Origin of the sequence: Pseudoxanthomonas sp. LjRoot143 (assembly GCF_964252945.1) — a bacterium.
In the GTDB taxonomy this organism is placed as follows: domain Bacteria; phylum Pseudomonadota; class Gammaproteobacteria; order Xanthomonadales; family Xanthomonadaceae; genus Pseudoxanthomonas_A.
In genome coordinates, this window is the sequence record NZ_CAXUPM020000001.1 from 1,088,923 (window position 1) to 1,101,902 (window position 12,980).

11 protein-coding genes are annotated in these 12,980 nt (G+C 69.1%); 5 read left to right on the forward strand and 6 right to left on the reverse strand.

Features of this window, described 5'->3' with window-relative positions; all coding sequences use genetic code 11:
- Positions 1–50 precede the first annotated feature (50 nt).
- Positions 51–1,679 carry an acyl-CoA dehydrogenase family protein gene (locus tag ACSQ1W_RS05075; RefSeq protein ID WP_436042008.1) on the forward strand — a complete coding sequence of 543 codons (1,629 nt, stop codon included), beginning with the start codon at positions 51–53 and terminating at the stop codon, positions 1,677–1,679.
- Positions 1,676–2,182 carry a L,D-transpeptidase family protein gene (locus ACSQ1W_RS05080; RefSeq protein ID WP_436042010.1) on the forward strand — a complete coding sequence of 169 codons (507 nt, stop codon included), beginning with the start codon at positions 1,676–1,678 and terminating at the stop codon, positions 2,180–2,182. Before ACSQ1W_RS05075 ends, ACSQ1W_RS05080 begins: the two co-directional genes overlap by 4 nt.
- Before the next feature lie 12 nt (positions 2,183–2,194).
- Here ACSQ1W_RS05080 and fabR read toward each other — a convergent pair whose 3' ends face one another.
- Entirely contained in the window at positions 2,195–2,851 is a 657-nt protein-coding gene (gene fabR / locus ACSQ1W_RS05085; RefSeq protein ID WP_436046101.1) for an HTH-type transcriptional repressor FabR, read from the reverse strand.
- Positions 2,852–2,954: 103 nt separating this feature from the next.
- Between fabR and ACSQ1W_RS05090 the strand changes: the two genes are divergently transcribed.
- Complete coding sequence (locus tag ACSQ1W_RS05090) at positions 2,955–4,058, forward strand: ferredoxin reductase (RefSeq protein ID WP_436042011.1); 1,104 nt, start codon at positions 2,955–2,957, stop codon at positions 4,056–4,058.
- Positions 4,058–5,209, forward strand: a complete 1,152-nt coding sequence (locus ACSQ1W_RS05095; protein WP_436042012.1) for a fatty acid desaturase family protein — start codon at positions 4,058–4,060, stop codon at positions 5,207–5,209. Before ACSQ1W_RS05090 ends, ACSQ1W_RS05095 begins: the two co-directional genes overlap by 1 nt.
- A 4-nt stretch (positions 5,210–5,213) precedes the next feature.
- On the opposite strand, the gene ACSQ1W_RS05100 is transcribed toward ACSQ1W_RS05095, so the two are convergent.
- The 5 genes from ACSQ1W_RS05100 to ACSQ1W_RS05120 all read right to left on the reverse strand — a co-directional run bounded on the left by ACSQ1W_RS05100 (position 5,214) and on the right by ACSQ1W_RS05120 (position 9,790).
- Positions 5,214–5,594, reverse strand: a complete 381-nt coding sequence (locus tag ACSQ1W_RS05100) for a hypothetical protein (RefSeq protein WP_436042013.1) — start codon at positions 5,592–5,594, stop codon at positions 5,214–5,216.
- Positions 5,595–5,667: 73 nt separating this feature from the next.
- The gene (locus tag ACSQ1W_RS05105) at positions 5,668–7,446 is read right to left on the reverse strand and encodes an ABC transporter transmembrane domain-containing protein (protein WP_436042015.1); all 1,779 of its coding nucleotides are present in this window, start codon (positions 7,444–7,446) and stop codon (positions 5,668–5,670) included.
- A gap of 90 nt (positions 7,447–7,536) precedes the next feature.
- Positions 7,537–8,124, reverse strand: coding sequence for an IMPACT family protein (locus ACSQ1W_RS05110; RefSeq protein ID WP_436042017.1), 588 nt, complete (start codon positions 8,122–8,124; stop codon positions 7,537–7,539).
- Positions 8,121–9,233 carry a hypothetical protein gene (locus ACSQ1W_RS05115; protein ID WP_436042018.1) on the reverse strand — a complete coding sequence of 371 codons (1,113 nt, stop codon included), beginning with the start codon at positions 9,231–9,233 and terminating at the stop codon, positions 8,121–8,123. Before ACSQ1W_RS05115 ends, ACSQ1W_RS05110 begins: the two co-directional genes overlap by 4 nt.
- Before the next feature lie 2 nt (positions 9,234–9,235).
- Positions 9,236–9,790, reverse strand: a complete 555-nt coding sequence (locus ACSQ1W_RS05120; protein ID WP_192268853.1) for an RNA polymerase sigma factor — start codon at positions 9,788–9,790, stop codon at positions 9,236–9,238.
- Between the two features lie 263 nt (positions 9,791–10,053).
- Between ACSQ1W_RS05120 and ACSQ1W_RS05125 the strand changes: the two genes are divergently transcribed.
- Positions 10,054–12,960, forward strand: a complete 2,907-nt coding sequence (locus ACSQ1W_RS05125; RefSeq protein ID WP_436042021.1) for an EAL domain-containing protein — start codon at positions 10,054–10,056, stop codon at positions 12,958–12,960.
- Positions 12,961–12,980 lie beyond the last annotated feature (20 nt).

Sequence of the window (12,980 nt, forward strand, 5' to 3'; positions counted from 1 at the left end):
GTCGATCATCGGGCACAATCAACCGCGAGAAGCCGCCGTGGGAGCCGGTGATGGACGACCTTCCTCCGTTCGACACGCATCGCGTGGACAACCAGCCGCCGCCGTTCGAGCCGCGCGACCTGTGGGCCGATGATGCGGCGCTGCGCGAGGGCGTCGAGCGCGAGGGTGCGGCCGCCTTCGCATCGCGGCTGGCGACTTATGGCGCGATGGCCGGCGATGGACTCTACCGGCTCGGCTTCGACGCCAATCGCGACCGGCCACGCCTGCGGACGCACGATCGCATGGGGCAGCGCATCGATCTGGTCGAGTTCCATCCCGCCTATCACGGGTTGATGGACCTGGCGAAGATGCACGGCGTCGCCGGCCTGTCGTGGCATGAGCCGGAACCCGGTGCGCATGTCGCGCGGGCCGCATTGAGTTACCTGCATCACCAGGCCGAGGCGGGCACCAGTTGCCCGTTGACGATGACGCACGCGGCCGTGCCCGTCCTGCAGCGCGGACCCGGTCTGCGCGAATGGGCGAAGAAAGCCGCCGCGCCGCACTACGATCCGCGCGATGTTCCCATCGCCGACAAGGCCGGCATCACGCTCGGCATGGGCATGACGGAGAAGCAGGGCGGCTCCGACGTGCGTGCCAACGCCACCACGGCCACGCCGCGCGACGACGGCATGTATGCACTGGTCGGCCACAAGTGGTTCTTCTCGGCGCCGATGTGCGATGGTTTCCTGGTATTGGCGCAGGCGCCCGGTGGCCTGACCTGCTTCCTGATGCCGCGCCGCTTGGACGACGGCGGGAAGAATGTGTTCCGGCTGATGCGCCTCAAGGACAAACTAGGCGACTGGGCGAATGCCTCCGCTGAAGTCGAGTTCACCGGTGCGAAGGCCTGGCGCGTGGGCGAAGAGGGGCGCGGCGTGGCGACCATCATCGAGATGGTGATGCTGACGCGGCTGGACTGCATGCTCGGATCGGCCGCCGAGATGCGCATGGCGCTCGCACAGGCGCTGCACCATGCGCGGCACCGCTCCACGTTCGGCAAGCCGCTGGCAGAGCACGCGCTGATGCGCAACGTGCTGGCCGATCTTGCACTGGAGTCCGAAGCCGCCACCGCGTTCGCCCTGCGCGTTGCGCGCGCCGTCGATGCGGCGCCGCATGATCCGCACGAGGCCGCCGTCGCGCGCATCGCCACCGCGGCAGGCAAGTATTGGGTGTGCAAGCGCGCGCCCGTATTCGTCAATGAAGCGCAGGAATGCCTGGGCGGCGCCGGCTATGTGGAGGAATCGATCCTGCCGCGGCTGTACCGGCAGGCGCCCTTGAACTCGATCTGGGAAGGCAGCGGCAACATCCAGTGCCTGGACGTGCTGCGGGCGCTGTCGCGCGAGGCCGGCACGCGCGAGGCGGTCGCTGCCGAACTGACCTCCGTCGCGGGCCGGGACGCGGTCTACGACGCGTTCGTCGACCGCCTGCAGGCCGACCTGTCGTCGGCGACCGAGGCGGGCGCGCGCACGCTCGTCGAACGGCTGGCGTTGGCCCTCCAGGCGGCGGTGCTGTTGCGCGCGGGCAGTCCGGCAGCCGCGCTGTTCGTACGCAGTCGCCTGGGCGGCGCGCACGGACTCGCATTCGGCACGCTGCCCGACGATGCGGACGTCGGTCCGCTGCTGTCGCGGGCGCTGCCGGCATGAAGCCGGGGCGCTGGCTGCTCATGGTGCTCGCCGCACTTGGCGTGTCGTCGCAGGCGCAGGAGGCGGCGCGATGGCCGCCCCCGTTGTTGCCGGTCGCGCAGCAGGCGGACGCGATCCACGTCTACAAGGCGCAACGGCGGATGGAGCTGTTGCGCGACGGGCGCGTCATCGCGACCTACCGCATCGTGCTGGGCGGCGCACCGGTCGGGCATAAACGCCAGCAGGGCGACCAGCGCACGCCGGAAGGCGACTATCGCATCACCTACCGCAACGATCACAGCCGCTTCCACCTATCGTTGCGCGTGTCCTATGCGAACGAGGCCGACCGCAAGCAGGCGGCGGCACGGGGTGTCGATCCCGAGGGCGACATCATGATCCATGGTGCCACGCCGCCGGGATCGCGGGCGGATTGGACCGAAGGCTGTATCGCGGTGACCAACACCGAAATGGAAGCGATCTGGCAGCGCGTGCCGGTCGGTACGCCGATCCGGATCAACCCCTGAAAAGAAGGGCCGTCAGCGTGCGGCGCCGCGCGAGGCGAGGGCGCGCGAACCGGTGATGATCAGGCGGACCATTTCCGAGAGTTGTTCGATCAGCTCCGGATCCTTCTCCGGCGGCAGGTCCATCGCGGTGGCGCCCATCGCGAACACCAGGCGGGTGATCGCCTTGGAGACCAAGGCCGGTTCGTGCAGCGGCGCGTTGTCGCGCGCGGCCAGCCGGATCAGGTCGATGCACAGCTCTTCCTCGAAGAACTGCAGCTCGCGCTCGACCGCATGCTTGAACGCATCCGAGCCGACGTTGCCTTCGCGCAGCAGCACATGCAGCAGCTTGTCGTCGGCGCGCAGCTGCTCCATGAACGCTTCCACCGAGCCGCGCACCACGCTGCGGTCGCTGCTGGTGGCGCGGTGCCGCGCTTCGCCGATGATCTTGCGCAGCGAGCGGCCGGCCAGGTCGATCAGCGCGACCGCCAGTTCGTCCATGTCGCGGAACTGGCGGTAGAAGCTGTTCGGCGCGATGCCGGCCTCGCGGGCGACTTCGCGCAGGCTCAGGGTGGAGACGCTGCGGTGCGGGCCCACCAGCTTCAGGGCGGCCGCCATCAGGTCTTCGCGCGAAATGGACGCCTTGCGGCCGGGGCCGTGGTCGTCCTGGAGCTGCGGTTGCGGGTTCGGAATCACGCGAAGGGGCCGGGCATACGGGGTGGTAGGGGCATCATAGCCCCGTAAATTAATATACAAGTGTATACACAATCGTCTTCACAGCGGTATAGTGATGGCCATGAACGCCCAGATCCGTCCGATCCCCCGCCGGCCCGGTCCCCTGAAACGCCTGATCCGGCCCTTGGTGAAGGCGGATGTCTTCGACTTCTGGGCCACCCGTTTCCACCGCACCTGGACCTGGGAGCGACCCCTGGCCCGGCTTGTCGCGCGCGAAACCGCCTCGGCCGACGCCGTGACCCTGCTGTTCAAACCCAACCGCCACTGGGCCGGTCATCGTGCCGGCCAGCACGTCAACCTCGGCGTGGATGTCGACGGCGTCCGCATCACCCGCAGCTACAGCCTGACCGAGCCGCCGCGTGCGGATGGCCTGTTGCCGATCACCGTCAAGGCGATCGAGGGCGGAAAGGTCAGCCGCCACCTCTGCGAAGGTGCCCGCATCGGCGACATCGTCGAGCTGGGCCAGGCGTTCGGCGAGATGACGTTGCCTGCGCCGTCCGAGGGTTCCTTCCTCCTGCTGGCGGCAGGCAGCGGCATCACTCCGCTGATGGCGCTGGTGCGCGAACGGGCCGGGCAGGGCATGCCGTCCGAGCTGACGCTGATGTACTGGGTGCGTCGCCGCGATGAGGCCTGTTTTCTCGACGAGCTGCGAACGCTGGCCGCCAAACATCCGCACTTCCGCCTGCGTCTGCTGCTGACGCGCGACACCGCAGTGGCTGCCGACGAAGCCGAAGGCCGCATCGACGACGCCCTGCTCGCCGCGCATGCAGGCGACCTGTCCGTACAGCAGGTGATGGCCTGCGGTCCCGGCGGGTTCGTCGAGGCCGCACGCGACTTGTTGGCGTCGCGCACCGCCGCGTTCCAGGCCGAAGCCTTCACCGCGCCGCCGGTCACGGTGGTGGATGAAGGCGAGGTCGACATCCGCTTGCAACGCAGTGGGCGCACGCTGCGCGTGCCGCGCGGCGAAACCCTGCTGGTGGCCCTGGAGCAGCACGGACTGAAGCCGCCGTCCGGTTGCCGCATGGGCATCTGCAACACCTGCGCCTGCGGCAAGTCCGCCGGCAGCACGCGCCACCTGCCCAGTGGCGAGCTGATCCACGAACCCACCCAGGCGTTGAAGCTGTGCATCCACAGCGCCGCCACCGACCTCGAGCTCGACCTCTGATGGCCTCTTCGCGCAACCGCAAACTCACTGTCGCCGAACTGGACCAGTTCGGCGAAGAACTTGACGCGCTGCGTGCGCGCACCGTGGCGACGCTGGGTGCCCGTGACGCGCGCTACATCCGCAACGTGGTCAAGGCCGTGCGCTACACCAACCTGACCGGGCGCGTGCTGCTGTTCGCCGCAGCCGTCGCCGGTGGCCTGTGGCTGGCCGACAGCGCGGTGGGCTGGCTGTTCTGGGTGCTATGGGCGTTAGGTGCGTTCTCGCTGGGCCTGGGCAAGATCCTGGACAACATGGAGCTGGGCCACAACGTCATCCACGGCCAGTACGACTGGATGGGCGACCCGCAGCTCAACGGCAAGACCTACGACTGGGACATCGTCGCGACCAGCGACAACTGGCGCCACACGCACAATTTCCGCCACCACACCTACACCAACGTGCGCGGGCTGGACGACGACATCGGCTACGGCCTGCTGCGCATCTTCCCCGAGCAGAAATGGCGGCCGTTCTACCTGGTGCAGCCGTTCGTGGCGGTCGTGTTCGCGCTGCTGTTCCAGTGGGGCATCGCCATCCAGGACCTGAAGCTGGGCCGCTGGTGGAGCGGCAAGATGACCAACAAGCAGCTGCGCCGCAAGTCCGCGCCGGTGGTGCGCAAGATAGGCAAGCAGCTGGCGAAGGATTACGTGATCTATCCGGCGCTGGCCGGTCCGTTCTTCCTGCCGGTGCTGCTGGGCAACATGGTCGCCAACGGCCTGCGCAACGTGTGGACCTACGTGATCATCTTCTGCGGCCACTTCACCGCCAATGCCGAGACGTTCCCGAAGGAATGCATCAAGAACGAATCCCGCGGCCACTGGTACCTGCGCCAGCTGCGCGGCTCATCCAACCTGCGTGGCGGGTTCCTGATGAACGTGATGTCGGGCAACCTGAGCCACCAGATCGAGCACCACTTCTTCCCGGACGTGCCTGCCAACCGCTACGCGGAGATGGCCAAGGAAGTGCGCGCCATCTGCAAGCGCTACGGCCAGCACTACAACACCGGTACGCTGCTGACCCAGTTCGGCCAGGTGTGCTGGCGCATCGTGCGGCACGCGTTCCCCAGCCGCCCGCGCCGCGTGCCGGCGCTGGTGCAGGCCGACGCGGTCGCGTAAGGCGTCATGGCGCGTCGGGCGCGACCGCGCGCGCTGCGCGGGCGACGTCGCGCTTGAGCCGCCATTCGGCGAAGAACGACGCCGCGATCAGGCCGGTGCCGAGCAGGCCCAGCCACTGGAACCACGGGTTCTCGAACACGTCGTCGGCCAGGTCGTTGCCCTGCAGTTGCAGGCGCAGCAGGCGGACTTCGGTGGCGAGGGCGGCGGCGCCGGTCTCGCCCTGGTGCCGGGCTTCTTCGGCCTTCACGGCCAGGTGCGCGATCGCCGTCAGCGCGGCGGCCTCGTCGTGGGTCCGGCGCTCCACGGTAACCACGAGCGCGCTGGTCAGCAGGATCAGCGCGGTACCCAGTCCGCGCAGCAAGGGCGGCAACGAGTCGGGAATCATGCGCGGACTCCGGCGGGAGACTGCCGCATCCTAGACCACGCACGGCGTGGTCGTCATCGCTGCGCCGTGGGGATCAGTCCAGGAACTGCAGACGCGCCAGCTCCGCATACAGGCCGTCCTGCGCCAGCAACTCGGCGTGCGTGCCCTGGGCGACGATGCGGCCGCGATCCATGACCACGATGCGGTCCGCCTTCTGCACGGTCGCCAGGCGGTGTGCGATGACCAGCGTGGTGCGGCCGTCCATCAGGCGCTCCAGCGCGTTCTGCACGGCCCGCTCGCTCTGTGCGTCGAGTGCGCTGGTCGCTTCGTCCAGCAGCAGGATGGGCGCGTCCTTCAGCAGCGCGCGCGCGATGGCGATGCGCTGCTGCTGGCCGCCGGACAGGCGCGCGCCGCGCTCGCCGAGTTGGCTGTCGAAGCCGCCCGGCAACTCGCGGATGAAGTCGTCGGCCTCGGCGGCTTCGGCTGCGGCCTGCAGTTGGGCGTCGGTGGCGTCCAGCTTGCCGTAGCGGATGTTCTCGGCCGCGCTGGCGGCGAAGATGGTCGGCTGCTGCGGTACGAGCGCGATGTGTTCGCGCAGGTCGGCCGGGGCGAGTTCGCGCAGGTCCACGCCGTCGACGCGAACGCTGCCGGACTGCGCATCATGGAAGCGCAGCAGCATCGAGAACACCGTGCTCTTGCCGGCGCCGGACGGACCCACCAGCGCGACCGTTTCGCCCGGACGAACCGTCAGGTCGAAATCGTCGAGCGCGGGCAGGTCGGGGCGCGATGGGTAGTGGAACGAGACGTTGTCGAAGCGGATATCGCCTTGTACCTGCGCAGGCAGCGTGCGCGCGTTCGCGGGTGCGCGGATCGCTGGGGTTTCGCCCAGCAGTTCGGCGATACGGCCCATGCCGCCGGCTGCGCGCTGCAGCTCGTTCCAGACTTCGGCCAGCGCACCGACCGAGCCGCCGCCGATCAGCGCATAAAGCACGAACTGTCCCAGCGTGCCTGCGGTCATCGTGCCGTCGATGACGTCATGCGCGCCCGACCACAGGACCAGCGTGATGGCACCGAAGATCAGCGTGATCGCCGCCGCGGTGACCCATGCCTGCGCGCGGATGCGTCGGCGCGCGGTCTCCACGGCGGTCGCGATGGCAGCGCCGAAGCGGCCGCGCTCGTAGGGCTCGCGGGCATGCGCCTGCACGGTACGCACGGCACCCAGCGTCTCGCTGGCCAGCGTATTGGCATCGGCGACGCGATCCTGGCTGGCGCGCGAGGCCTTCTCCAGCCGGCGCGCACCCAGCACGATCGGCAGCACGGCCAGCGGGATGCCGATCAGCGCGAAGGCCGCCAGGCGCGGACTGGTGACGAACAGCATCCCCAGGCTGCCGACGACGGTGACGCTGCTGCGCAGGGCGACCGACATGCTGGTGGCGACCACGGTGCGCAGCAGTTCGCTGTCGGCGGAGAGTCGCGACACCAGTTCGCCGCTGCGGGTGCGGTCGTGGAATTCGGCATCGAGGCCGATCAGATGGCCGTAGAGCTGGCCACGCAGGTCGGCGACGACCTTTTCGCCGAGCAGCGACACGAAGTAGAAGCGCGCGGCGCTGGCCAGCGCCAGTACGACCGCCACCACGAACAGGAACAGGAAGGCGCGGTTGATGTTCGCGCCATCGGTGAAGCCGTTGTCGATCATCTGCCGGAACGCGACCGGCAGGCTCAATGTCGCCGCCGACGCCAGCGCAAGGGCCAGCAGCCAGGCGGTGAACAGGCCGCCATGCTGGCGCACGAACGGCCACAGGGCACGCAGCGTGCCCAGCTTGGCCTTGAGTTTGGCGGCGGTGTCGGTCGGCGTCTCGATCTGGGCGCTCATGGGGTCCGTGTTGAAAGCGGTTGTGGAAGAGGCTTCATTCCCGGCCGGGCGCGAAGCCTCTTCCACAAGCACCTGTTGCCTCGCAGGCGGCTAGGCCGGTCCGACAAAGCGCACCCGGTTACGGGTGGCGTCGCGCAGCTGCGATTTCAAGGCGTCCACGCGATCCGCGGGCACCTGCACGCGCAGGCGTGCGCCGGTCTCGTCGAATCCTTCGTCCTGCTTCACCGCCTTGTGGACGGTCAACGCGGCGTGCACGTGGCCGAGGTCGTCGAACGGGCAGGCCAGCTCGACCGTGGCCAAGCTCACCAGTGGCTCGCGGGCCGCCAGCCGCAGGCACTCCGCCGCCGCACCGCCATACGCGCGTACCAGGCCGCCCGCGCCCAGCTTGATCCCGCCATACCAGCGCGTCACCACCACCATCACCCGATCGAAGCCCTGCCCATCGATCGCGGCAAGGATCGGCCGGCCCGCCGTGCCCGCAGGCTCGCCGTCATCGCTGGAGCGGTATTCCTGGCCGATCCGGTAGGCCCAGCAGTTGTGGGTCGCCGCGGGATCGCCGATCTCGCGCAGGAACGCGAGTGCATCTTCGGCGCTGCCCACCGGCGCCGCCTGGGCGAGGAAACGGCTGTGCTTCACCTCCAGCAGCTGCGAGACGCGTGCGGCGAGAGTATCGCTCACGGATTGCCGAGCAGCGGGCGCAGGTCTTCCGGCACGCGCTGGAACGGATGCTCCTGCACGAACAGCTGCAGGCTGCGCAATGCGTTGGCGTCATCGCCGAGGTCGCGGCGCAGCCGGATGCGATCCAGCCATTCCTCGGGTGGCAGCCGCGTGTCCGCGTCGACCGGTACCTGCAGGTCGGTGCGGCGCAGGGCATTGCGGGCTGCGCTGGGCTGGGCACTGCCGGCGCTGGCGGCCGGTGGTGGGGGCGGAGGCGGTGCGGCGGCCACCGGTGCGGACGCTGGCATGGCCTCCTTGGTCCTGGCCTGACGGTCCCGGGTGGTCACGCGATTGCCGGTCGCCATGACGGAATTCAGCGTCAGCTTGTCCTCGGCCTTGGCGGCTGCCTCCCGTCGCTCTTCGTCGTAACGGACGCGTTGCTCCTGTTCCTGCTCGGCGGCAGCGCGGTGCTGGGTGCGCACGTCGGGTTCCGGCGCGGCCGCAGCGGCGGGTGCCGGGTTCGAATACGCGTCGGTGTCGAAGGAAAACGCCTGCGGTGCCGCTTCAGGGGCGGGCGGTGCAGGGGACGCGGCAGGCGCGGGGATCAGCGCGAGCGGGCTGCGCTTCGGCGGAAGCTCCTGGCGCGCCGCCGCCTCCGCATTCTGGCGGGCCGGTCCTGGCGCGGTTGCCGCGCGACCGATCGGAGCAGGAGGCAGAACCTTCGCAGGCATGGGAGGAGCGATGTCCTGCGCCACTTCCGGGGCGGGCAGCGCGTCGGCGGCCGGTGCGGCGGCATCCGCGGCTACGGCCCGTGAGGTATCAGCCGACTCGGCGACCTCACGCGCGGCGTCCACCGGCACTTCACTGGCGACCGGGACTTCATGCAGGGGGCGAAGCTGCCAGGCGACGCCGGCAGCGAGCAGGACCGAGGCGGCAACGCCCATGCCCAGCGGCCAGCGGCGGCGCGAAGGGGGCACCTGGCCGCCTCCGGCGGGCGCGCTCTGAACCGCCGCGCGGGCCGCCCCCAGGATCCTGGCATCCAGATCGGGCGACGGACCGCCGTGCGGACCCAGCCGCGACAGCGACTGCGCGAGCGCACGCTCTTCAGGGGTCAGGGGTTCGTGGGGCATGCTCATTCGTTCAACCTCGTCCGCAACCGGTCCATCGCGTACCGCAGGCGCGACTTCACGGTTTCCCGGCCCACGCCGGTGATCTCGCCGATCTCCTCCAGGGTCAGTTCCTGCTCCAGCCGCAGCAGCAGCACCTCGCGCTGCTCAGGCGGCAATTCATCCATGGCCAACTGCAACCGCCGGCGCTGTTCGAACTCCGACAGCTGGCGCTCCGGGGTATCCGGGTCCGGCACGCGCGCCGTGCGTTCGTCGGCATCGTCCGGCGCCGCGGGGCGGTGCTTGGACGCGCGCCAATGGTCGTTCAGGCGATTGTGCGCGATCCGGTACAGCCAGGTCCCGAACGCCGCTTCCGGTTTCCAGCCCTGGCGCGCACTGATCACCCGCTGCCAGGTGTCCTGGAAGAACTCGTCGGCCAGCGCCGCATCGCGCAGGTGCCGCAGCAGGAACCGGTAAAGCGGCCCGCGGTGGCGTGCGTAAAGTTGTTCGAACGCCGATGCGTCGCCCGCGGCATAGGCCAGCATCAGGGTCTCGTCGGCGGGTTCGGCAAGGTCGTTCACTGCTACCAGCGTAAGCGGTACCCACGCGCCCGTGAAGCTGGTGCGGGGTCGGGCGCCTGCCGCGTTCATCCTGGAACCGGGGTGCGTCGGCATGACGTGACCAGTCAAAGCAGCGGGGGCAGGGGAGGCTGGCACGTGCATGGCAAACGGCCCACGGTCCGCGGCGGGGTTGCGCGGGTCGTTTCCGTTCAGGGGCTGGCAGGCGGTATGCTCCCGGCGGGGGACTTCCGGATACCGCACACCGACTCGTTCGGACCACGGCCATGCCTACGCCATCGATCAGCGCCGACAACCCGGCCAGCGCGGACGCCTCGCCGGCGGAACGGATCGCGCTCGTCCTGCGTGGGCTGTTGCCGGCGGGCGCGGAACTGGCCGTCTGCTGGCGCGACTGGGCACTGGGCAACGGCAGCGGCGCTACCCCGGACGCGTCCAGCACGTTGCGACGGCGCGCCGAACATGCGCTTGCCGAAGCGGTGGTCGAACACGACGGTCCCGACTCGCGCGTGTACGCCTGGGACAATGCCGACGGCAACGCCCGCGTCGCGCTGGCGCTGGCGCTGCCCGGACCGCTGGCAGAGGCCGAGGAGGCCTCGTGGGTATTGCTGGCGCGCACGCTGCTGGTGACCTCGCTGGATGCTTCCCGCGCGCAGGCGCGCGTGGTGTCGCTGGAGAAGTCAAAGCGCCTTCAACAGGCGCTGTACGAGATCGCCGACCTGGCCGGCGCCGACCTCGAGATGCCGGAGATGCTCCGCCGCATCCACGCGGTGGTGAACTCGCTGATGTACGCGGAGAACTGCTACATCGTCCTCTACGACGACCAGCGCCGCAGCGTGCGTTTCCTCTATTTCGCCGACCAGCGCGACCCCTACATCGCCGAGCCCGAACGCGAGTTCGGCGAAGAGGAGATGGTCAACAGCATGACCTTCGCGCTGCTGCGCCACGGCCAGCCGCTGCGCGGGCCATCGGCGGTGATCCGGCAGAAGCTGGGCGTGGTCCGCGATCCCTCGCACGGCCCGGACAGCCTGGACTGGCTGGGCGTGCCCATGCGTCGCGACGACCATGTCTGCGGCGCCATCGTCGTGCAGAGCTACGACGCGCCGGCCAGTTACGCCGATGAGGACCGCGCGCTGCTGGGCTACGTGGCGCAGCACATCCTCACCGCGCTCGACCGCAAGCACGCGCATGTCGAGCTGGAGCACCGCGTGGCGGTGCGCACGCATGAACTGCAGCGCGCCAACCGCGAACTGCAGGCCGAGATCATGGAGCGCAAGCGCGCCGAGAAGCTGCAGCGCGCGCTGTTCCGCATCACCGACCTGGCCATCACCTCGGACAGCCTGGAACGTTTCTACGCCGACGTGCACACGGTGGTCGACGAACTGATCAATGCGCGCAATTTCTACATCGCGCTGGTGTCGGACGACGGCAAGGACCTGAACTTTCCGTACTCGATCGACGAACGCGATCCGATGCGCAAGACGCGACGGATGACCAACGGCCTGACCGAGTACGTCATCGACGCCGGTCGTCCGCTGCTGGCCGATCGCGAGGTGATCGGCCAGCTGGCCGAAGCGGGCAAAGTATTGCAGCACGGTCCGCCGGCCTACAGCTGGCTGGGTGTTCCGTTGTTTCGCGGCGACGACGTGGTCGGTACGGTGGTCGTGCAGAGCTATTCGGAAGAGGTGAAGTTCACCTCGCACGACCAGAACCTGCTGACCTTCGTCGCCCACCATATCGGCAACGGCCTGGATCGCCAGCGTGCGCAGGAACGCCTGCGCAGCGCGCACGCCGAGCTCGAGCGCCGGGTCGACGAGCGCACACGCGAGTTGGCTGAAGCGAACCATCAGTTGCGCTCGCAGATCGGCGAGCGGTTGCGTATCGAACAGCAGCTTACCCACCAGGCCACGCATGACGCGCTGACCGGGCTGCCCAATCGTCCGCACCTGCTCGATCGCCTGTCGGCCGCCATCGAGCGCGCACGCCATGGCGACGGGCAAGCGTTCGCCGTGCTGTTCCTCGATCTGGACCGCTTCAAGCTGGTCAACGACAGCATGGGGCACGCCGCCGGCGACGAACTGCTGGTGGAGGTGGCGCGCCGCATCACCATGAGCGTGCGCGACGAGGACGTGGTGTCGCGCCTGGGCGGCGACGAGTTCGCGTTGCTGGTCGAGTACGCCGAAGGCGTCGAGAACGTGCGCGACTTCGCCCAGCGGCTGCTCGCCGTGCTCGGCCTGCCGATGTGGGTGGCGGGTCGCGAACTGTTCCCGTCCGCCAGTCTCGGCATTGCGGTGTGGCATCCGCGTTATCGCAACGGCGAAGAGCTGCTGCGCGACGCCGATGCGGCGATGTATCGCGCCAAGGAGCAGGGACGCGACCGCTGCGCCATGTTCGACGAGGCCATGCGCGAGGCGGCGGTACAAAGCCTGGATCTCGAGGCCGACCTGCGCCGGGCGATCAACCACCGCGATTTCCTGCCGTTCTACCAGCCGATCCGCCGGATGGACGACGGCCGCGTCATCGGCCACGAGGCGCTGCTGCGCTGGCAGCATGAACGGCGTGGTCTGCTGTTGCCCGCGGAGTTCATTGGCCTGGGCGAACACAGCGGCCTGATCGAACAGGTCGACTGGCTGCTCTACGAACAGGTGGTGCGGCAGATCGCGCGCGGCGTCGAGGGCTACATCTCGGTCAACGTGTCGCCGCGGCATTTCCGTTCGCCCGACTTCGGCGATCGCCTGCTGGCGATGTTCGAGGCGCAGGGGGCGGATCCGTCGCGCCTGCGGTTGGAGATCACCGAGGTCGCGCTCCTCGATGATGCGCCGCGCACGCTACGCATCCTGCGCACGTTGCGCCAGCACGGCATCCTCGCGCAACTCGACGACTTCGGTACCGGGTTCTCCGCGCTGTCCTACCTGCACCGGTTCCCGATCTCGGTACTCAAGATCGACCGCAGCTTCGTGTCGGGACTCGGCAGCGAAGCACGGCCCGAGAGCCTGGCGCTGGTGCGCGCCATCCTGGCGCTGGCCAGCACGCTGGGGATCGAGACGATCGCCGAGGGCGTGGAAACCGAAGAGCAGCGCCAGTCGCTGATCGAACTGGGCTGCCATCTCGGACAGGGCTACCTGTTGGGGCGGCCCGCGGCGCAGATGGAAACGGTGGTGGTCGACGCCGCCTGAGCTTGCGCCACGCCTGCCGC

What these genes read in the sequence shown, in the direction of transcription:
- ACSQ1W_RS05075 (WP_436042008.1), top strand. Translation starts at nt 51, where the DNA reads ATGGACGACCTTCCTCCGTTCGACACGCATCGCGTGGACAACCAGCCG.
- ACSQ1W_RS05080 (WP_436042010.1), top strand. Translation starts at nt 1,676, where the DNA reads ATGAAGCCGGGGCGCTGGCTGCTCATGGTGCTCGCCGCACTTGGCGTG.
- ACSQ1W_RS05090 (WP_436042011.1), top strand. Translation starts at nt 2,955, where the DNA reads ATGAACGCCCAGATCCGTCCGATCCCCCGCCGGCCCGGTCCCCTGAAA.
- ACSQ1W_RS05095 (WP_436042012.1), top strand. Translation starts at nt 4,058, where the DNA reads ATGGCCTCTTCGCGCAACCGCAAACTCACTGTCGCCGAACTGGACCAG.
- ACSQ1W_RS05100 (WP_436042013.1), bottom strand. Translation starts at nt 5,594, where the DNA reads ATGATTCCCGACTCGTTGCCGCCCTTGCTGCGCGGACTGGGTACCGCG.
- ACSQ1W_RS05105 (WP_436042015.1), bottom strand. Translation starts at nt 7,446, where the DNA reads ATGAGCGCCCAGATCGAGACGCCGACCGACACCGCCGCCAAACTCAAG.
- ACSQ1W_RS05115 (WP_436042018.1), bottom strand. Translation starts at nt 9,233, where the DNA reads ATGCCCCACGAACCCCTGACCCCTGAAGAGCGTGCGCTCGCGCAGTCG.
- ACSQ1W_RS05125 (WP_436042021.1), top strand. Translation starts at nt 10,054, where the DNA reads ATGCCTACGCCATCGATCAGCGCCGACAACCCGGCCAGCGCGGACGCC.